This is a genomic window from Nonomuraea sp. WAC 01424 (genome assembly GCF_003947315.1).
GTDB classification, from domain to species: domain Bacteria; phylum Actinomycetota; class Actinomycetes; order Streptosporangiales; family Streptosporangiaceae; genus Nonomuraea; species Nonomuraea spiralis.
On sequence record NZ_QHHZ01000021.1, the window covers coordinates 197,757 to 216,735 of the forward strand.

An 18,979-nucleotide genomic window follows, 5' to 3' on the forward strand; every position below is an offset into this window, starting at 1 on the left:
GCATCACTTGTCCCTGGAAGGAAAGCCGTGGGTATCAAGGTTCGCGGTGGGCGCACGCTCACCCTCGCCACTGTCGGAGCGCTCGCCGCCTCGCTCCTCGCTGTCGGTGGCGTGGCCACCGCCTCGTCGGCTGCGAGCGAGGTGTACGCCTGCGTGCACAAGAAGACGCGCTACGTCCGCATCGTCAACCCGACCACGCCGTGCCGCAAGACCGAAGAGCGCGTGGTGATCGGCGGCAGCACGACGCAGCTGAACGGTGGCACGTCCGGCCCCAAGGGTGACACGGGCGCTCCCGGCAAGCCCGGCGCTCAGGGCCCGCAGGGCCCCAAGGGCGACACCGGCGCGGTGGGCCCCCAGGGCAAGCAGGGCTTCCCTGGCAAGAACGGCCAGGACGGCAAGAACGGCCTCCCGGGCAAGGACGGCGAGCGCGGCCCGCAGGGCCCCCAGGGCCCGAAGGGCGACGACGGCAAGGACGGCCTCCCCGGCAAGAACGGCCAGGACGGTCAGGACGGCAAGCAGGGCCTCCCCGGCAAGGACGGCAAGGACGGCCTCCCGGGCAAGAACGGCCAGGACGGCGAGCGCGGCCCGCAGGGCCCGCAGGGTCCCAAGGGTGAGCCCGGCAAGGACGGCGCCGGCGCCGCCTACGCCACCTACACCAACGACGCCTCCATCAACGGGCTCGGCTCGGTGACCGCCACCTGCGACAAGGGCGGCTCGCCCACCGGCGGCGGCTTCGCCTTCGGCACCCTGAAGAACGCCGTCGTCATGGGCAGCTACCCCGGCGCCTCCGGCTGGACGGTCACCGTGGCCAAGGACGACAACGGCGGCGGCAACAACCTCACCGCCGAGACCCAGACCCACGGTGGCGGCAACAACGGCACCAGCGTCTCCGGCAAGGTCTACGTCGTCTGCATCAAGAAGGTCTGACGACGCTGAAAGGGCCGGTGCGGGGCGACCCCGCACCGGCCCTTCTCGTTGAGCCTCAGCCGAACAGCGCGGGCAGCGTCGCCGCGTGCGTCTCGCGGATCTCCTCGACCGGCACCTCGAACACGTCCTCGACCACCAGGGACTCCCCGCCGGTGACCCCGAGCCCGTAGCAGGGCACCTCGTGGCGCCCGCACAACGCCGCGAACTCCTCGAACGCCTCAGGCCGCACCACGACCAGCGCCCGCCCCGCCGACTCGCTGAACAGGTCGGTGAACGCGTCGCCGCTCAGCGCGACCGTGGCCCCGATCCCGCGCGCGAGGCACGACTCGGCCAGCGCCACGGCGAGCCCGCCGTCGGACAGGTCGTGCGAGCCCTCCAGCAGCCCCCGGGCCGCCGCCTCCACCAGCACGGTCGCCAGCGCCTGCTCGGCCTCCAGGTCCGCGTGCGGCGGCAGGCCGCCCAGGTGGCGGTGCGCCACGTGCGCCCACTCCGAGCCGCCGAACTCCTCGCCGGTGTCGCCGAGCAGCACCACCCGCAGCCCCTCGGCGGTGAACCCGGACGGCACCCGCTTGGCCACGTCGTCGATGACGCCGAGCACGCCCACGACCGGCGTGGGGTGGATGGCCGTCGAGCCCGTCTGGTTGTAGAAGGAGACGTTCCCGCCGGTCACCGGCACGCCGAGGGTGCGGCAGGCGTCGGCGAGACCGCGTACGGCCTCGGCGAACTGCCACATGACCTCGGGGTCCTCGGGCGAGCCGAAGTTGAGGCAGTTGGTGACGGCGAGCGGCTTGGCGCCGGTCACGGCCACGTTCCGGTACGCCTCGGCCAGCGCCAGCTGCGCCCCCGCGTACGGGTCGAGCTTGGCGTAACGGCCGTTGCCGTCGGTGGACAGCGCGATGCCCCTGGTCGTCGGCTCGGCCCCGGCCATGACCTCGGAGATGCGCACCATCCCGGCGTCGGCCGGCTGGGCCAGCACGGTGTTGGCACGGACGTACCGGTCGTACTGGGAGGTCACCCACTCCTTGGAGGCCAGGTTGGGCGAGGCGAGGAGCTGGAGCAGGGTGGCCCGCAGGTCGTCGGGGCGCGCCAGCCGGTCGGGGGTGTCGGCGTTGAGCGCGGCCTGACCGGACGGCTCGTGGTAGGGACGCTCGTAGACCGGGCCCTCGTCGGCGGCGGTGCCCGGCGGGATGTCCACGATGACCTCGCCGTCCCACGTCATGACGAGGCGGCCGGTGTCGGTGACCTCGCCGATGACGGTGGCCGGAACATCCCACTTGGCGCAGATCGCCATGAACGCCGGGATGTCGTCCGGCCGCACGACGGCCATCATCCGCTCCTGGGACTCGCTCATCAGGATCTCCTCAGGCCGGAGCGAGGAGTCGCGGAGCGGGACCAGGTTGAGGTCGACCTTCATGCCGCCGGTGCCCTTGGCGGCCAGCTCGGTGGTGGCGCAGGAGACGCCGGCCGCGCCGAGGTCCTGGATGCCGACGACGACGTCGGCCGCGTAGAGCTCCAGGCAGCACTCGATGAGCAGCTTCTCCATGAACGGGTCGCCCACCTGCACGGCGGGCCGCTTGGCCTGCGACTCGTCCTCGAACGTCGCCGAGGCCAGCACGGACGCGCCGCCGATGCCGTCGGGGCCCGTGGACGCGCCGAACAACACGACCTGGTTGCCCGGCCCCGGCGCGGTGGCCAGCTTGATCTGGTCCTTGCGCAGCAGGCCGACGCAGAGCGCGTTGACCAGCGGGTTGCCGATGTAGCAGGGGTCGAAGACGACCTCGCCGCCGATGTTGGGCAGGCCCAGGCAGTTGCCGTAGTGGCTGATGCCCTCGACCACGCCGGGCAGCACCCGCCGCGTGTCGACGGCGTCGGCGCCGCCGAAGCGCAGCGCGTCCATGACGGCGATCGGGCGGGCGCCCATCGACATGATGTCGCGCACGATCCCGCCGACGCCGGTGGCCGCGCCCTGGTGCGGCTCGACGTAGGACGGGTGGTTGTGCGACTCGATCTTGAACGTGGCCGCCCAGCCGTCGCCGATGTCGACGACGCCCGCGTTCTCGCCCATGCCCACGAGCAGCGCCTCGGACTTGGGCGCCTTGGTGGCGAACTGCTTCAGGTGCACCTTGGACGACTTGTACGAGCAGTGCTCGGACCACATGACGCTGTAGATGGCCAGCTCGGAGCCGGTCGGACGGCGGCCCAGGATCTCTTTGACCCGGTCGTACTCGTCCTGCTTCATCCCCAGCTCGGCGAAGGGCATCGGCTCGTCGGGGGTGTCGGCGGCCCGCTTGACGCTGTCGGTGCTCATGCGTTCACCAGATTCTTCAAAATGGACGTGAAGAAGCCGAGCCCGTCGGTGCTCGGCGCGCCGACCAGCTGCTCGACGGCGTGCTCGGGGTGCGGCATGAGGCCGACCACGTTGCCCGCCTCGTTGCGGATGCCGGCGATGTCGTTGAGCGAGCCGTTGGGGTTGCCGCCGGCGTAGCGCACGACGACGTGGCCGCCGGACTCCAGCGCCGCCAGCGTGTCCTCGGACGCGACGTAGCGGCCCTCGCCGTGCTTGACCGGCAACACGATCTCCTGGCCCCGCTCGAAGGAGTTGGTCCAGGCGGTGGCGGGCTGCTCGATCGTGACCCGCTGGTCGCGGCAGACGTAGTGGAGCGAGGCGTTGCGGGTGAGCGCGCCGGGCAGCAGGTGGGCCTCGCAGAGGATCTGGAAGCCGTTGCAGGTGCCGATGACCGGCAGACCGGCCTTGGCTGCCGGGATGAGCTCGTCCATCAGCGGGGCGAACCTAGAGATCGCGCCGCAACGCAGATAGTCGCCGTAGGAGAAGCCGCCGGGCAGGAACACGGCGTCGACTCCCTTCAGGTCGTGGTCGGCGTGCCACAGCGGGACCGCCTGCGCGCCCACGAGGCGCACGGCTCTGGCGGCGTCCTGGTCGTCGAGAGTTCCTGGAAACGTGACTACGCCCACACGGGCAGCGCTCATGACAGTCGTCCCCTCCGAGGAATGCGCACGCGCGTGCCACCGTCTCTTTGGGGGCGGACGGCGGTCTACGGCGGTGTACTCAGATTATCGGGTGCGCGGTTGTGTTCCGGGCAGCGGGTCAGACCGCGGCCAGCTCGCGGTGACGGGCGCCCTCGGCCTCGTCGTCCCAGGCGAGCATCTTGCGCAGGTGGACCGTCGTGCCACGGCCGGGTGTCGTGCCGAAGGAGATCTCGTCCACCACGGAGCGCATGATCAGCAGGCCGCGGCCGTTCTCGGTGTCGGGCGGAGGGAAGTGCAGCGGCATCGAAGGAAGACCGTCGCCGCTGTCGGCCACGCGCACGTCGCAGCGACCGTAGCCGATCGCCGCCGACACCTCGTAACGGTTGGCGGGACCGCCGTGCCGCACCGCGTTGGAGCACGCCTCGGAGACGGCGAGCAGCATGTCGGCGATGCACGTCTCGCTCACGTTGAGTGAACGCATCGCGTCGCCCAGCACTCGCCTGACCATCGGAATGCCGATAGCATCCCGAGGCAGCGCCAACGAGAACTCAATATCCACCGGACTCCTCCGGGCTCCGGAATGTCACCTGGAGTAGGTTTCCCTGTGAAATCGGGGCTAACCGCAAAATCACGTTGTTGTTATTTAGTGTTGGCACGCCCGTGGCATTGTGGCATGGCCGAACGCGACTTTAACCCACCAGGGGTAAAACCAGGCATCAAATGTGCCTTCTACCCCTCAACCCGGACGCTGTAGTCCTCGATCACAGTGTTGGCCAGGAGTGTCTCGGCCATCTTGCGCACCTCTTCGAGCGCCGCCTCGTCGGCCGGGCCCTCCAGCTCGATCTCGAACCGCTTGCCCTGACGGACAGCCGAGACGCCGGAGAAGCCGAGCCTGGGCAGCGCCCTGGCGATGGCCTGGCCCTGCGGGTCGAGGATCTCGGGCTTCAGCATGACGTCTACGATGACGCGCGCCACTGCGTTCCTCCTGGGTGGAGTGGGTGCTTGGGAAAGCAAGCCTACCGGCGTGTGTGGCAGTCAGGACAACGGGAACGGGGAGGACATGGGGCTTGCGCGGAGGGTTGTGATGTCTGCCACGATGTCCCCAAACGCGTATGAACCACCATCACATGGTTCACACGCACACACGGCTGGCCTCAGGTGGCGACCCCATCGACACCGGCCCCGATCGCACAGGAGCGGCACGTGACAGTCGACGCCTCTCGTGGTGCCGAAGCACCCCCTGAGCTCGTGCAGTTGCTCACGCCCGAGGGAGAACGGGTCGAGCATCCCGACTACGACATAGACCTGACGCCCGACGAGGTCCGCTCGCTCTACCGCGACCTGGTTCTCGTCCGGCGCATCGACCTGGAGGCCGTGGCCCTGCAGCGCCAGGGCGAACTGGGCATCTGGGCCTCGCTGCTGGGCCAGGAGGCCGCCCAGATCGGCTCCGGCCGGGCCCTCACCGACTCCGACATGGCCTTCCCGACCTACCGTGAGCACGGCGTCGCCTGGTGTCGCGACGTCGACCCGGTGAAGCTGCTCGGCCTGTTCAGGGGCGTCAACCACGGCGGCTGGGACCCCGAGGAGCACAACTTCCACCTTTACACGATCGTGATCGGCAGCCAGACCCTGCACGCGGTCGGCTACGCCATGGGCATCCAGCGCGACGACGCGACGGCCGCCACGATCGCCTACTTCGGCGACGGCGCCACCTCCCAGGGCGACGTGAACGAGTCGTTCATCTGGGCCAGCGTGTTCAACGCGCCGATCGTCTTCTTCTGCCAGAACAACCAGTGGGCCATCTCCGAGCCGCTGGAGAAGCAGAGCCGCATCCCCCTCTACCGCCGGGCCTCGGGCTTCGGCTTCCCGGGGATCAGGGTCGACGGCAACGACGTGTTCGCCTGCCTGGCGGTGACCAAGAAGGCGCTCGAAGCCGCCCGTACGGGCCAGGGGCCGACGCTGATCGAGGCGTTCACGTACCGGATGGGCGCCCACACCACGACCGACGACCCGACCCGCTACCGGGTGGCCAGCGAGCTGGAGGCGTGGAAGCTCAAGGACCCGATCGAGCGGGTCAAGTCGTACCTGTTCCGCAACGAGCTGGCCGACCAGGCCTTCTTCGACTCCGTGACCGCCGAGGCCGACCAGCTCGGCGCCGACCTGCGCAGGCGGTGCCTGGCGATGCCCGACCCCGAGCCGCTCGATATCTTCGACCACGTCTACCGCGAGCCCCACGCGCTCATCGACGGGGAACGGGCGCAGTTCGCCGCCTACTTGGAGGGCTTTGAGAAATGACGGTTTTGAGCCTGTCCAAGGCGCTCAACGAAGGCATGCGCCGAGCCATGGAGGACGACCCCAAGGTCCTCATCATGGGCGAGGACGTCGGCAAGCTCGGCGGCGTGTTCCGTGTCACCGACGGCCTGCAGAAGGACTTCGGCGAGGACCGTGTCATCGACACGCCGCTCGCCGAGTCCGGCATCATCGGCACCGCGATCGGCCTCGCGCTGCGCGGCTACCGGCCGGTGTGCGAGATCCAGTTCGACGGGTTCGTCTTCCCGGCGGCCGACCAGATCATCACCCAGCTCGCCAAGATGCCGATGCGCTCGCTCGGCGCGATCAAGCTGCCCGTCGTCGTACGCATCCCGTGCGGCGGCGGCATCGGCGCGGTCGAGCACCACAGCGAGTCGCCGGAGGCGTACTTCACGCACACGGCCGGCCTGCGCGTGGTGGCCTGCTCCAACCCGGCCGACGCCTACACCATGATCCAGCAGGCCATCCGCAGTGACGACCCGGTCATCTTCTTCGAGCCCAAGCGGCGCTACTGGGAGAAGGACGACATCGACACGGCCTCGACCGACTGGTGGACGCCGTTCGACAAGGCCAGGGTCGTACGCCCCGGGGCCGACGTCACACTGCTGGCCTACGGGCCCATGGTCAAGACCTGCCTGGAGGCCGCCGCGGCCGCCGAGGACGACGGGCGCTCGCTGGAGGTGATCGACCTGCGCTCGCTCAACCCGCTGGACGAGCCGCTGGTCATGGAGTCCGTACGCAGGACCGGCCGGGCGATCGTGGTCCACGAGGCGCCCGTCTACAGCGGCTTCGGCGCCGAACTGGCGGCCAGGATCACCGAGCGGTGCTTCTACCACCTGGAGTCGCCGGTGTTGCGGGTCTGCGGATTCTCCACCCCCTATCCGCCGTCGAAGCTCGAAGAGCACTACCTGCCCGACCTGGACCGGGTGCTCGACGCCGTCGACCGCGCCTTCGGGTTCTGAAAGGGGGACGTGTTTCCATGCGACGCGAGTTCAAGCTTCCCGACGTCGGGGAGGGCCTGACCGAGGCCGAGATCGTCCGCTGGCACGTCCGGCCGGGCGACGCGGTCAAGGTCAACCAGATCGTGGTGGAGATCGAGACGGCCAAGTCCATCGTCGAGCTGCCGATCCCGTGGGATGGCGTGGTCGCGGGGGTGCTGGTCGAGGAGGGTGTCACGGTCGACGTCGGCACGCCGATCGTCTCCGTGGACACGGGCGGCGAGGCGGGTGGTGACGCGGGCGGCGCCGACGAGGGTCTTCAGGCGCTGGCCGACGACATGGTCCCCAAGCCGCCGGCGGAGGGGGCCGTGGAGCCGGGCGCGCACGGCAGCCCGGCGCCCAAGGAGGAGCGGCAGGCGGTCCTGGTCGGCTACGGCGTCAAGACCGGCGCATCCAAGCGCCGCCCCCGCAAACAGCAGCCGCCCTCCATCGCGGCCGCCCCCGTCGCCAACCCCTCCCGCGTGGAGGTGACCGGCCGGCAGCCCGCGGCGTCCCCGCCGCAGCCCGCCCCGGCCCCCACCACGCCCGCCCCCGCCGGGGCTGCCGGGCGGGTGGCCGTGCTGGCCAAGCCGCCGGTACGCAAGCTGGCCAAGGACCTCGGCGTCGACCTCACGACCCTCACCGGCACCGGCCCGCAGGGTTCCATCACCCGCGACGACGTGCACGCCGCCGCCGAGGGCACCCAGGCGGCGCCCGCGCCGCAGGCCCAGCCGCAGCAACAGCGGCGGGAGGAACGCGTCCCGGTCAAGGGCGTACGCAAGATGACCGCGCAGGCGATGGTGGCCAGCGCCTTCACGGCCCCCCACGTCACCGAGTTCCTCCAGGTGGACGTGACGGAGACCATGGAGGCGGTCCGGCGCCTGCGCACCCTGCCCGACTTCGCCGAGGTCAAGATCTCCCCGCTGCTCCTGGTCTGCAAGGCCGTGCTGACAGCGGTCGGGCGCTACCCGATGATCAACTCCGCCTGGGACGAGGCCGCCCAGGAGATCGTGGTCAAGCACTACGTGAACCTGGGCATCGCCGCCGCCACCCCGCGCGGTCTGGTGGTGCCGAACATCAAGGACGCCCAAGCCCTCCCGCTCCCCGAGCTGGCCGGGCAGCTGGGCGCCTTGGCGGAGACGGCCAGGGCGGGCCGTACCCAGCCGGCCGAGATGGCGGGCGGCACGATCACGATCACCAACGTGGGCGTGTTCGGCATCGACGCCGGCACCCCGATCCTCAACCCGGGCGAGTCGGCCATCCTGGCCTTCGGCCAGGTCAGGGACATGCCGTGGGTGGTCGACGGCGAGCTGGCCGTACGCAAGGTGACCACGCTCGCGCTGAGCTTCGACCACCGGATCGTCGACGGCGAGCTGGGTTCGATGTTCCTGCGCGACGTCGGCGCCATGCTGGAGGACCCGCTCCGCATGCTGGCCTGGGGCTAGATCCAGACGGTGATCGCCGGGAGGACCCCTCTCCCGGCGATCACCGCAGGCTCGGCCGGGACGCCTTCTTGTCCCGCGCGCGGGGCCCGTACGACTCCAGCCACACGGGCGCGCCCACGACATGAGAGACCGCGGCGGGCCAGTCTGATACACCGTCCTCGTAGATCGGCGAGGCCCGCAGCAGCCGCGCCGTACGGTCCGGCTCGGCGAACGTGACGGGCCGGTCGTAACGCACGCACATGCGGGAGACGTCCGCGTCCAGGTGGGTGAGGGCCAGGCCGTCCACGCCGCCCGCCGCCTCGGCCGCGTACCGGTGGGCGACCGCGTCGAAGTGCCCGAGCCGGAACGCGCCCTGCCACGGCCCGGTCGTGTTGTGCGGCTCGGGCAGCTCCAGGGCGGGATCCTCGGTCACCAGGGGGCCGGGGCCGTGCCGGGTGGTGTAGGTCCGCAACACCCCGAGCCGCGCCGCCCCGGCGCCGTCCAGCAGTTCCAGCGCGTTGGCGAAGGTCGTCGTGCTCCACGTCGTGTACGGGTCGAACCCCCACCGCTCGTCCAGCAGCACCCCCTGCGCCCCCTCGAACACGACCGGCCCCTGCCTGACCAGCCCGTTCGTGTACGACGAGTCCACCAGCCGTACCCGCTCGGCGAACGCCCGGTAGACGGCCACGCAGTCCGCCACCGGCGGCCCCTCGACCCCCAGCGCCTCCCGCAGCACGGTCAGCTTGCGCGTCAGCTCGCGCGGCGCGTCCCCGGCCCGCGGCGCGAGCTCGCCGTGCTCCAGCCGGTACGCGATCGTCTCCCCGACGCCCATCCCGCACGACCCGTGCCGCGCCGCGCCGCGCGCCAGCTCCCGCCTCCGCCCGGCCTCCACGTGGTACGGCGTCGCCAGCAGGCAGTCGCGGTCCACCGTGAGCAGCCCGAAGGGGTCGGGCACGCCGAGCCGCGCCAGATGTTCCGCCTCGGCCGACAACGCCAGCGGATCGACCACCACGAACCTTGACAGATGCGTACGAACCCCCCGGAACGTCCCCGCCCCGAACTGCGCGAACGTGTGGTGCCGCCCGTCGTCCAGGACGACGTTGTGCCCGGCCTGCGCACCCCCGTTGAAGCGGACCACCGCGTGGACGGGCAGCGTGGCGCACGCCCAGTCCACGACGGTGCCCTTGCCGGCGTCGCCGTACCCGAGGTCGACGACGACGAGGTGCTCGTTCACGGCCGCAGCCCGTCCAGCGGGCCATCGGCGACCACCGTGCCGCGGTCGAGCCTGGCCAGCGCCCGCGACACCGAAGCCCCGGCCGTCGAGCCCAGCTCGGCCAGGTCCTCAAGGCCCTCGTCGAGGCCGATCGCGTCCTCGCCGAGCCCGACGGTCAGCGCGATCGTCTCGCACACGGCGTCGAGGTCGTCCAGCTCCAGCACGTTCTGGCCGAGCAGGTCGCGCCAGGAGTCCAGCACCTCGGGGTCTCCGGCGTAGCTGGCCCCCTGGGGGAGGATGAAGTAGACGTCGTACTTGCGGGTCAGCTCGGCCATGATGTCGGCCACCCCGATCGGCGCGGCCAGGCGGTCGCCGACGAGGTCCTTGACCTGGCTCCTGGACACCCGCGGGTAGGGCATCTCGTCGCCGATGACGAACAGGTAGCCGCGCCTGCCGCGCTTCTCGTGGCAGTCGATCGAGGTGTGCCTGGCCATGAAGTACAGGGCCAGCTCGTAGGACTCGCGCTTCTGGCCGCCGCCTCCGCCCTCAAGCAGGATCAGGCCGAGCTGGTCGTCCATGCGGTTGTCGGACTCGAACTGGCCGACCTGGAGCGGCGCCCGGTCGCAGGTGGCGTCGCCGATCGCGCCGAACATGATCTGCGGGTCGGTGGCGTACCCCTTTCGCAGCAGCAGCCCGAGCAGGTCGGGCAGGCGGGTCTGCAGCGCGCGGGGGACCGACCGCATCGAGCCGGTCACGTCGAAGAGCACGGCGACGGCCAGCGAGTCGGGGTGCTCGGCCGAGTCGCGGCTCTCCCGCGTCACGCCGAAGGGGTCGAGGTCGGGGTGGACCCGCCGGGCGCCGCCGTCGCTGTAGGCGAAGGCGCTGGCGCCGTTGGCCGCGCGGTAGCGCGCGGCGGAGTCGTAGACGTTCGTGGACCAGATTCCGCTGCCCATGGCAGCCTCCCTCAAAGGTGGAGCGGACGGTACGTGCGGGGCCCGTACAGGTCGTCGAGCAGCTCGTCGAGCTCGCGCAGCAACTCCCACGCGTCCGACGGCGGGCGCAGCAGGCAGCCGCGGACGAAGGCGCGCATCCGGCGCGGGCACGCGCCCATCAGGTGATCGACGCACCCGGTCAGGCCGGCGATGTCGGCGCGCTCGTCGAGCCGGTCGCCGTGGCACCAGTCGACGAGCACGAGCCCGTGGTCAAGGGGATGGACGAGGACGTGGCGGGGGAGCACGGCGCCGTGCGCGACGCCGGCCCGGTGGGCGAGCCCGGCGGCCACGAGCAGGCGCCGCCAGATCCAGGCCACGTCCCGGGGATCGAGGCCGGTGCCGACGTGTTCGAGGGTGACGAACCCGGCGGGCGCCCGGCTGATCACGTTCGCCTGCCGGACCACGCCGCCGCCGCGGTAGCGGAAGCTCGCGACGAGGCGGGGGACGTACGGCAGGAAGCGCGGGTCGCCCTCGGCCGCGATCCGGCGCAGCGCGGCGGCCTCGCGGACCAGCAGCCGGCCGCCGGCCGGATCGCGGGCCACCTTGAGCAGCGAGTCCCGCTCGGCGCCGCGCCCGGCCGGGTAGAGCACGGCCGTGCCGCCCTTGTGCAGCGGCGGTCCGACCAGGAAGTCGCCGACCCGCTGCCCCCGGCGGTAGGTCTCCCAGAGCGTGACCAGCCGCTTGAACGCCTCCTCCCCGCCCGGTGCGAGATCGGGGTGCAGGGCCCTGGCCAGCCGCCGGTAGACGCGGGCGGGTGAGTCGCCCGCGAAGAGCTCCTGGGCCGACCGCGCCCCGTCGACGATCGCCGCCGCCCGCGCCGGGTTCACCGCACCTCCTCCTCCCGCGAGGGCCGCAGCAGCGCGGGGTGGAGCAGCCGGGCGTCGCCCGCGCGGTAGAGCTTGGCGCGCGGGCCGCCCCTGGGGCCGCCGGTCTCGGTGGTCTGGCCGGTGCTCTCGACGAACCCCGGGACGGACAGGATCTTCCGGTGGAAGTTGCCCGCGTGCAGCGGGGTGCCCCACACGGTCTCGTAGATCAGCCGCAGGTCGGAGACGGTGAACTCGGCGCCGGCGAAGGCCGTGGCCAGCGGTGTGTACTCCAGCTTCGACCGGGCCCGCTGGACGGCGTCGGCCAGGATGCGGGCGTGGTCGAAGGCCAGCGGTGGCACGTCGTCGACCGGGTGCCACACGGCCGCCGCGGCGTCCGTGCCGGCCTGGGGGTCGGGCAGGTCGGGGGCGAAGGCGAGGTAGGAGATCGACACCACCCGCATCCGCGGGTCGCGCCCGGGGCCGCCGTAGCTGGCGAGCTGCTCGATGTGCGCCGGCCTGGTGGCCACGCCGGTCTCCTCGGCCAGCTCGCGCACCGCCGCCTCGGCCAGGTCCTCGTCCGGCCTGATGAAGCCGCCGGGCAGCGCCCAACGGCCCGCGTACGGCTCCACGCCCCGCTCGACGATCAGGACGTGCAGCCGCCGGTCGCGTACGGTCAGCGCCACCACGTCCACGGTGACCGCGACCGGCGCGTAGAGCCGTGGGTTGTAACCGGCCAGGAACTCTTCCATCCCGCAGTCCTTCTCAATCCGAGTAAATCTCCATTTGAGAATAACTCGGAAGACGCGGGGATGTCGATAGGGTTGCCGCATGATTCGTCACATCGTGTTGTTCACCTGGGCCGACGACGCCACCGACGAGCAGAAGGCCAGGGTCGCGGCCGAGCTGGGCAAGCTGCCGGGGGTGATCCCGGAGCTACGGGCGTACACGGTGGGGCCCGACGCGGGCATCAACCAGGGCAACCACGAGTTCGCCGTGGTCGCCGACTTCGACAACGTGGACGACTACCTCGTCTACCGCGACCACCCGCGCCACCAGGCCGTGATCGCCGAGCACATCAAGCCGATCGTGGCGGCCCGCGCCGCCGTGCAGCTCAGCCTCTAGATCTCCGGCGGGTTGTTCTCGCGGTGCATCAGCCGGTCCTCGGAGGTGCGCCCCCGCCGGGGCGCGAGCACGATGCTGAGCACGATGCCGACGCCCCCGACGATCATGAAGATGATGCCGACGATGTCCATGTGCACGCTCTGGCCGAACACGTCCGGTTCGATGGCGAACCGCAGGATGGCGCCGAGCGTGAGGAAGAAGATGCTGACCCCGACACCCATGACGACCTCCAGGCAAAGGCGAAGTACGCCCACGGTCATACCCGGGTATCGGTGATCACACCCTCACGGCGTCAGGCGAGACAGGACAATGGCCGCCCGCCGTTGTAGGCGATCATGTCCCGGATCGCCGCGGACACGTCGATCGGCGCGCCGGGCGGGCGTCCGTCCAACTCGGCGTAGGCCCGGTGCAGGTTGCCCACGACGCGTTCGCGGTCGAGCAGCCCGCCCCACTCGCCGAGGTCGGTCTCCAGAGCCGCCTCGAGCGGCGTCAGCCCCGCCGCCCGGCCGCGCCGGGCGGTCTCCTGCACGAACCGCAGGTAGCCCTCGACGTGGTCGTAGACCTCCGGGCCGCACACCTCGCCGTGCCCGGGGACGATCGTCTGCGCGCCCAGCCCCCGCAGCGTGTCCAGCGCCGCGATCGCCCCGGCCACCGACCCCATCAGCACGAACGGCGTGCCGCCGTTGAACACCAGGTCGCCCGGGAACAACACCCGCCGCTCCGGGATCCAGACGATCGAGTCGTTGGTCGTGTGCGCGGCCGGCCCGACGTGCCGCACCTCGCAGCGCAGCTCGTCGGAGTAGAGGGTGACCCCCTCGGTGTACGTCAGGAACGGCGGCGCGACCTCCGTCGTCCCCCACACCACCTCCGCCGACCACGCCCCCCGGTACGACGGGACGCCCTCGGCCAGGATCTGGGCGCGTACGCCCTCGTGCCCGACGATCGTGGCCTCCGGGAACAGCCAGTTGCCGAAGGTGTGGTCGCCGTGGTGATGGGTGTTGACCAGCGTGGTGATCGGCCGGCCGCTGACCTTGCCGACCGCCTCCCGCAGGTCACGGGTACGGCGCTCGGTCGAGCAGGCGTCCACGCAGATCACGCCGCGACGGCCGGCCAGGAACCCGGTGTTGTTGATCCACCAGCTCCCGTCGGGCTGGACGTAGGCGTAGACGCCCTCGGAGACCTCTTCGACGCGCGGCGGGGGCAGGGGGTGGTCATGAGGTGAGGAGCTCATGCCGGGAACCTAACAGGGACGCCCGCCCCCGGAGCGGGAACGGGCGTCACGGGTGAAGCGGGCTCAGAAGGCCTCTTCGGGAAGCTCCATGAGGTCCTGGCCGGTGGCGGCGAGGACACGCCGCTCGGTCGACAGCCTGGGCAGCACGGTCGTGGCGAAGAACGACGCCGCGCCCACCTTGCCCTGGTAGAACGGGTCCTCGCCCTCGGCCAGCCGGGCCCGCGCCACCTCGGCCTGGCGCAGCAGCAGCCAGCCGATCACCAGGTCGCCCAGGGAGAGCAGGAACCGGGTGCTGTTCAGCCCGACCTTGTAGACCTCCTCCGGCTTCTCCAGCGAGCCGAGCGCCCAGCCGGCCATGGTGTCGCCCATGGCCTTGACGTCGGCGGCGGCCTCGGCGAGCAGCTTGCGCTCCTCCTTGAGCCGGCCGTTGCCCGCCTCGGAGGCGGCGAACTCGTTGATCTCGGCGAGCAGCGCGCCGACCGCGGCGCCCTGGTTGCGCAGGATCTTCCTGAAGAACAGGTCGAGGCCCTGGATCGCGGTCGTGCCCTCGTACAGGGAGTCGATCTTGGCGTCGCGGATGTACTGCTCGATCGGGTAGTCCTGGAGGTAACCGGAGCCGCCGAGGGTCTGCAGCGAGCGGGCCAGCAGCTCGTACGACCGCTCGGAGCCGACGCCCTTGACGAGGGGCAGCAGCAGGTCGTTCATGGCGTGCGCGTGCCGGTCGTCCGGGTCGATGAGGATCGTGTCCTGGAACGTGGCCGTGTAGAGCACCAGGGCCCGCATGCCCTCCGCGTACGCCTTCTGGAGCATCAGCTCGCGGCGCACGTCGGGGTGGTGGGTGATGGTCACCCGGGGCGCGCCCTTGTCGGCCATCTTGGTCAGGTCCGAGCCCTGGTAGCGGGACTTGGCGTAGTCGAGGGCGTTCAGGTAGCCGGTGGAGAGCGTGGCGATGGCCTTGGTGCCGACCATCATGCGGGCGTGCTCGATCACCATGAACATCTGCTTGATGCCCTCGTGCACGTCGCCGACCAGCCAGCCGATCGCCGGGTGCTTGTCGCCGAAGGTGAGCTCGCAGGTCGTGGAGACCTTCAGGCCCATCTTCTTCTCGACGTTGGTGACGTAGACGCCGTTGCGCTCGCCCAGCTCGCCGCTCTCCAGGTCCACGTGGAACTTGGGCACCAGGAACATCGACAGGCCCTTGGTGCCGGGGCCGTGCCCCTCGGGGCGGGCCAGGACCAGGTGGAAGATGTTGTCGGACATGTCGTGCTCGGCGCTGGTGATGAAGCGCTTGACGCCCTCGATGTGCCAGGTGCCGTCGGCCTGCTGCACGGCCTTGGCCCGGCCGGCGCCGACGTCCGAGCCCGCGTCCGGCTCGGTGAGCACCATCGTGGCGCCCCAGTTGTTCTCGATCGCCAGTTCGGCGAAGCGCTTCTGCTCCGGCGTGCCGACGTTCCACAAGGTGTAGGCGAAGTTGGGGCCCGCGGCGTACATGTACAGGGCCGGGTTCGAGCCGAGCACCATCTCGGCGGTCGCCCAGGCGAGGCTGCGGGGGATGCCGGGGCCGCCCAGCTCGACGGGCAGGTCGAGGTGCGCCCAGCCGCCGTCCACCAGCGCCTTGAACGACTTCTTGAAGCCGGCCGGCACCGTCACCGTGCTCGTCTCGGGGTCGAACACCGGCGGATTGCGGTCGCCCTCCTCGAAGGAGTCGGCGAGCACGCCGGTCGCCAGCCTGTTGACCTCGTCCAGGATGCTCCGCGCGACGTCCTCGTCGACTTCGGCGAAGGGCCCGGTGCCGAGGATCTCGCGTCGACCGAACACCTCGAAGAGGTTGAATTCCAGGTCACGCACGTTGCTCTTGTAATGGCCCATGGGTGCAGATCTCCTTGAACCGAGGTCTTCATGTACTGGCGAGTAACCTTACCCGCAATGCTACCCGTGGGTAACCATGGCCATGCATGGCATGCTCGACTCCATGGACGCCGAAGAACTCGCCGCCAGGTGGCGGGAACGCCTGGAATCCTGGGCCATCCCCGAGTGGATCCTGGCCAAGGCCCCGGCTGATCCGTGGAGCCATTCGCCGGCCAGGTTCGCGGCCCGTACCGACCGGGCGCTGGCCGAGTCCGACGACGGCCCCACCATGACCCGGCTCGCCGAGGCGCTGCCCGACAAGGGCACGCTCCTCGACGTCGGCTCGGGCCCCGGCGCCGCGTCACTGCCGCTGCGCGAGCGCATCGGCCATCTGTACGCGGTCGACACCTCGGCGCCCATGCTGGAGGGCCTGACGGCCAGGGCGATGAACCTGGGCGTGCCGGTCACCGCCGTCGAGGGACGCTGGCCCGACGTGGGCGACCAGGTGCCGCAGGTCGACGTGTCCGTCGCCGCCCACGTGGTCTACAACGTGCCCGACCTGGCGGAGTTCCTGGTGGCGCTCGACCGCCACACCCGCGGCCGGGTGGTGCTCGAACTCCCGCACCGCCACCCCATGAGCTGGATGACGCCGCTCTGGCAACACTTCCACGGCGTCGACCGCCCGGTCCGGCCCATCGCCGAAGATTGCGTCGCGCTGGCCGCGGCGCTGGGCTTCCGGGTGCGCGTGGAGGAGCGGGAAGCGCCCCTGGAACGATTCAGCTCGGTCGAGGAGCTGGCCGAGAGCGCCTGCCGCCGGGTGTGCCTCGATCCGTCCAGAGTGGCGGAGGTGGCCGAGACGGCCGTCGAACTGGGCATGTGGCCGGTGCCCCGCGACCGCTGGGTCACGGTCTGGTGGGAATGATCCGGTTTCCTGGGTCGTTTTACGACATGAGCTGACCGCTCCCGGACGAGACGCGCCGTACCCGGACACGCCAAGACGACGCACGTACCTGTACGTCTCGTCCTTTGGAGTGTCGATCATGGCGTGGATCCTCATTTTGCTGGCCGGCCTGTTCGAGGTGGCCATGGCGCTGTCCCTCAAGCTCAGCAACGGCCTCAGCAACCTGTGGTGGACCCTGTCGTTCCTGACCACGGCCGCGCTGAGCTTCGGCCTGCTCGCCTACGCGCTCAAGTCCCTGGAGGTCGGCACCGCGTACGCCGTCTGGACCGGCATCGGCGCCGTCGGCACCGCGATCCTCGGCATGGTCGCCATGGGCGACGACGTGTCGCCGCTGCGCCTGACCTCGATCGCGCTCATCCTGGCCGGTGTCGTGGGGCTCAACCTCGCTGGTGGACACTAGTGCGATGATTGAGATTCACGCCCTTACCGTTGACGCCGCCGACCCCTATGAGATCGCGAGCTGGTGGAGCCGGGCCACCGGGTGGCCGCTGGGCGAGGGTGACGAGCCGGGTGCCGACGAGGTCATGCTGCGTACGCCGCAGGACCCGTTCCTGTTGTTCATCCGCGTGCCCGAGGGCAAGACCGGCAAGAACCGGGTGCACTTCGACGTCAACGGCACCGGTGGCAGGACGCGCAACGAGGAGGTCGAGCGGCTGCTCGGCCTCGGCGCGACCATCTTCCAGGACCAGCGCAAGCCCGACGGCACGGGCTGGGTGACCATGCTCGACCCCGAGGGGAACGAGTTCTGCGTGTGCAGGAGCGAGGCCGAGAGGGCCTTGCCGGAATGATGTTCTGTCGGTGAAGCTGGCCCCATGAGCGTGAGGGCCGTCGTCTGCACCGGGTACGGCAAGCCGGTCGAGGTCGTCGAGCTGCCGGATCTCGTTCCCGGGCCCGATCAGGTGGTCGTCGAGGTCGAGGCGGCCGGGGTCAACTTCGTCGACGGGCTGATGGTGCGCGGCGGCTACCAGATCAGGCCGCCATTGCCCTTCACGCCCGGCTACGAGGTGGCGGGGCGGCTGGCCGACGGCCGCAGGGTCGTGGCGATCACCGGGCTGGGCGGCTTCGCGACGCGGGTGCTGGTGCACCGGGCGCAGGCGGTACCTCTGCCCGAGGGTTTCGACATGCTCGCGGCGGCCACGTTCCCGCAGAGCTACTGCACCGCCATGTACGCGCTCAGGGAGCGCGGCCGGCTGCTTCCCGGCGAGCGGGTGCTCGTGCTCGGGGCGGGCGGCGGCGTGGGACTGGCCGTGGTCCAGGTCGCCAAGGCACTCGGCGCCGTCGTACTGGCGGCGGCGTCCACCGGCGAGAAGAGGGAGCGCGCCCGGCGGGCGGGAGCCGACGACGCGATCGGCTACGACGGGCTGAAGGAAGCGGCCAGGTCGTGGGGCGTGGACGTGGCGGTCGACGCGGTCGGCGGGGAGCTGTCCGAACAGGCCCTTCGCGGGCTGCGCGAGGGCGGGCGGCTCCTGGTCGTCGGCTTCGCCTCGGGCGGCATCGCGAGGCTGCCCGCCAACCAGGTGCTGCTGCGTGACCGGGCGGTCGTGGGCGTGGACTGGGGCGCGTGGTCGATGGGCCACGCGGCGGAGAATCGGGTCATGCTCGAAGGTCTGCTGGCGATGCCGGGCATCGTCCCGGCGGCGCCGGAGGTCAGGCCGCTGGCGGAGGCGGGCCGGGCCATGGACGACCTGCTGGAGCGACGGGTCACTGGGAAGATCGTGCTCGTCCCTTCATCGTGACGGTCAGGATCGCGGCGATCAGGTAGACCAGCGCGCCGTGCCACATCGCCTGCACGGCCGAGCCGAACACCCCCTCGCCGTCGAGCACGAGCTGCACCGGGTAGTCGAGCACCGCGGTGATGGCGGCGGGCAGGAGCGCGAACTTCCAGGGGTGCTGCAGCGACCAGAGCCTGGCCTGGCGGGTGACGCGGTCGCCCTCGTTCGGCTTGGAGACCGAGCCGATCGCGGCGATCAGGGCGAAGAGGCTGATGCCGAGCCCCAGGGCCCAGACCAGGTCGCCGGTGCCGGTGAGCGCGCCCATCCCGAAGCTGGCGGCCGACACCACGACGCCGCCGATGGCGGCGGTCTTCCAAGGGGCGCCCCGCAGGGCCGCCGCAGACAGTGAGACTTCATCGCGCCTACTGATTTCGTTCATGTCCTCATGGTGCCGCCGCGGGCCCCCTG

The 18,979-nt window shown here is 71.0% G+C and carries 21 protein-coding genes and 1 riboswitch; of the genes, 9 read left to right on the top strand and 12 right to left on the bottom strand.

Features of this window, described 5'->3' with window-relative positions; genetic code table 11:
* The first annotated feature begins 27 nt into the window (after positions 1 to 27).
* Positions 28 to 927 carry a hypothetical protein gene (locus DMB42_RS44205; protein ID WP_125645688.1) on the top strand — a complete coding sequence of 300 codons (900 nt, stop codon included), beginning with the start codon at positions 28 to 30 and terminating at the stop codon, positions 925 to 927.
* 55 nt (positions 928 to 982) lie between these two features.
* Here DMB42_RS44205 and purL read toward each other — a convergent pair whose 3' ends face one another.
* The 4 genes from purL to purS form a co-directional block, all read right to left on the bottom strand.
* Complete coding sequence (gene purL / locus DMB42_RS44210) at positions 983 to 3,235, bottom strand: phosphoribosylformylglycinamidine synthase subunit PurL (RefSeq protein WP_125645690.1); 2,253 nt, start codon at positions 3,233 to 3,235, stop codon at positions 983 to 985.
* Positions 3,232 to 3,915 carry a phosphoribosylformylglycinamidine synthase subunit PurQ gene (gene purQ / locus DMB42_RS44215; protein ID WP_125645692.1) on the bottom strand — a complete coding sequence of 228 codons (684 nt, stop codon included), beginning with the start codon at positions 3,913 to 3,915 and terminating at the stop codon, positions 3,232 to 3,234. Before purQ ends, purL begins: the two co-directional genes overlap by 4 nt.
* A 118-nt stretch (positions 3,916 to 4,033) precedes the next feature.
* A complete protein-coding gene (locus DMB42_RS44220; RefSeq protein ID WP_125645694.1) occupies positions 4,034 to 4,423 on the bottom strand; it encodes an ATP-binding protein in 390 nt (129 codons plus the stop codon).
* A 221-nt stretch (positions 4,424 to 4,644) separates the two neighbouring features.
* Complete coding sequence (gene purS, locus DMB42_RS44225; RefSeq protein ID WP_125645696.1) at positions 4,645 to 4,890, bottom strand: phosphoribosylformylglycinamidine synthase subunit PurS; 246 nt, start codon at positions 4,888 to 4,890, stop codon at positions 4,645 to 4,647.
* A gap of 228 nt (positions 4,891 to 5,118) precedes the next feature.
* Here purS and pdhA point away from each other — a divergent pair, with 228 nt between their 5' ends.
* Genes pdhA through DMB42_RS44240 form a run of 3 tightly spaced genes read left to right on the top strand, consistent with a single transcriptional unit; the run spans position 5,119 to position 8,647 of the window.
* Positions 5,119 to 6,210, top strand: coding sequence for a pyruvate dehydrogenase (acetyl-transferring) E1 component subunit alpha (gene pdhA, locus DMB42_RS44230; protein WP_125645698.1), 1,092 nt, complete (start codon positions 5,119 to 5,121; stop codon positions 6,208 to 6,210).
* Positions 6,207 to 7,187, top strand: a complete 981-nt coding sequence (locus tag DMB42_RS44235; RefSeq protein WP_125645700.1) for an alpha-ketoacid dehydrogenase subunit beta — start codon at positions 6,207 to 6,209, stop codon at positions 7,185 to 7,187. Before pdhA ends, DMB42_RS44235 begins: the two co-directional genes overlap by 4 nt.
* 17 nt (positions 7,188 to 7,204) lie before the next feature.
* Positions 7,205 to 8,647 carry a dihydrolipoamide acetyltransferase family protein gene (locus DMB42_RS44240; protein ID WP_125645702.1) on the top strand — a complete coding sequence of 481 codons (1,443 nt, stop codon included), beginning with the start codon at positions 7,205 to 7,207 and terminating at the stop codon, positions 8,645 to 8,647.
* A gap of 40 nt (positions 8,648 to 8,687) precedes the next feature.
* On the opposite strand, the gene DMB42_RS44245 is transcribed toward DMB42_RS44240, so the two are convergent.
* The 4 genes from DMB42_RS44245 to DMB42_RS44260 are packed head-to-tail and all read right to left on the bottom strand — an operon-like array spanning position 8,688 to position 12,386.
* Positions 8,688 to 9,860, bottom strand: a complete 1,173-nt coding sequence (locus DMB42_RS44245) for an adenylosuccinate synthetase (protein ID WP_125645704.1) — start codon at positions 9,858 to 9,860, stop codon at positions 8,688 to 8,690.
* On the bottom strand, positions 9,857 to 10,792 hold the full coding sequence (locus DMB42_RS44250; RefSeq protein WP_125645706.1) for a hypothetical protein: 936 nt from the start codon (positions 10,790 to 10,792) through the stop codon (positions 9,857 to 9,859). The genes DMB42_RS44245 and DMB42_RS44250 overlap by 4 nt, the downstream gene beginning before the upstream one ends.
* Before the next feature lie 11 nt (positions 10,793 to 10,803).
* Positions 10,804 to 11,658, bottom strand: a complete 855-nt coding sequence (locus tag DMB42_RS44255) for a molecular chaperone DnaJ (RefSeq protein WP_125645708.1) — start codon at positions 11,656 to 11,658, stop codon at positions 10,804 to 10,806.
* On the bottom strand, positions 11,655 to 12,386 hold the full coding sequence (locus DMB42_RS44260; protein ID WP_125645710.1) for an NUDIX domain-containing protein: 732 nt from the start codon (positions 12,384 to 12,386) through the stop codon (positions 11,655 to 11,657). Before DMB42_RS44260 ends, DMB42_RS44255 begins: the two co-directional genes overlap by 4 nt.
* 79 nt (positions 12,387 to 12,465) lie before the next feature.
* Here DMB42_RS44260 and DMB42_RS44265 point away from each other — a divergent pair, with 79 nt between their 5' ends.
* Complete coding sequence (locus tag DMB42_RS44265) at positions 12,466 to 12,759, top strand: Dabb family protein (protein WP_125645712.1); 294 nt, start codon at positions 12,466 to 12,468, stop codon at positions 12,757 to 12,759.
* On the opposite strand, the gene DMB42_RS44270 is transcribed toward DMB42_RS44265, so the two are convergent.
* The 3 genes from DMB42_RS44270 to DMB42_RS44280 all read right to left on the bottom strand — a co-directional run bounded on the left by DMB42_RS44270 (position 12,756) and on the right by DMB42_RS44280 (position 15,859).
* Positions 12,756 to 12,980 carry a DUF6458 family protein gene (locus DMB42_RS44270; RefSeq protein WP_125645714.1) on the bottom strand — a complete coding sequence of 75 codons (225 nt, stop codon included), beginning with the start codon at positions 12,978 to 12,980 and terminating at the stop codon, positions 12,756 to 12,758. The two genes, DMB42_RS44265 and DMB42_RS44270, sit on opposite strands and share 4 nt — an antisense overlap.
* A gap of 71 nt (positions 12,981 to 13,051) precedes the next feature.
* Positions 13,052 to 13,990, bottom strand: a complete 939-nt coding sequence (locus tag DMB42_RS44275; protein WP_125645716.1) for an MBL fold metallo-hydrolase — start codon at positions 13,988 to 13,990, stop codon at positions 13,052 to 13,054.
* Positions 13,991 to 14,053: 63 nt separating this feature from the next.
* Positions 14,054 to 15,859, bottom strand: a complete 1,806-nt coding sequence (locus DMB42_RS44280; RefSeq protein ID WP_125645718.1) for an acyl-CoA dehydrogenase — start codon at positions 15,857 to 15,859, stop codon at positions 14,054 to 14,056.
* Between the two features lie 103 nt (positions 15,860 to 15,962).
* Between DMB42_RS44280 and DMB42_RS44285 the strand changes: the two genes are divergently transcribed.
* The 4 genes from DMB42_RS44285 to DMB42_RS44300 all read left to right on the top strand — a co-directional run bounded on the left by DMB42_RS44285 (position 15,963) and on the right by DMB42_RS44300 (position 18,535).
* Positions 15,963 to 16,760, top strand: coding sequence for a bifunctional 2-polyprenyl-6-hydroxyphenol methylase/3-demethylubiquinol 3-O-methyltransferase UbiG (locus tag DMB42_RS44285; RefSeq protein WP_229824979.1), 798 nt, complete (start codon positions 15,963 to 15,965; stop codon positions 16,758 to 16,760).
* A gap of 25 nt (positions 16,761 to 16,785) precedes the next feature.
* Positions 16,786 to 16,845: riboswitch (guanidine-III (ykkC-III) riboswitch) on the top strand.
* Positions 16,846 to 16,878: 33 nt separating this feature from the next.
* Positions 16,879 to 17,199: a multidrug efflux SMR transporter gene (locus DMB42_RS44290; RefSeq protein ID WP_125645722.1), complete on the top strand. Its 321-nt coding sequence runs from the start codon at positions 16,879 to 16,881 to the stop codon at positions 17,197 to 17,199.
* A 4-nt stretch (positions 17,200 to 17,203) separates the two neighbouring features.
* Complete coding sequence (locus tag DMB42_RS44295; protein WP_125645724.1) at positions 17,204 to 17,587, top strand: VOC family protein; 384 nt, start codon at positions 17,204 to 17,206, stop codon at positions 17,585 to 17,587.
* A 24-nt stretch (positions 17,588 to 17,611) separates the two neighbouring features.
* Entirely contained in the window at positions 17,612 to 18,535 is a 924-nt protein-coding gene (locus tag DMB42_RS44300; protein WP_125645726.1) for a zinc-binding dehydrogenase, read from the top strand.
* Here DMB42_RS44300 and DMB42_RS44305 read toward each other — a convergent pair.
* Positions 18,501 to 18,950 carry a hypothetical protein gene (locus DMB42_RS44305; RefSeq protein WP_260478306.1) on the bottom strand — a complete coding sequence of 150 codons (450 nt, stop codon included), beginning with the start codon at positions 18,948 to 18,950 and terminating at the stop codon, positions 18,501 to 18,503. The genes DMB42_RS44300 and DMB42_RS44305 overlap by 35 nt on opposite strands.
* Positions 18,951 to 18,979: the final 29 nt, after the last annotated feature.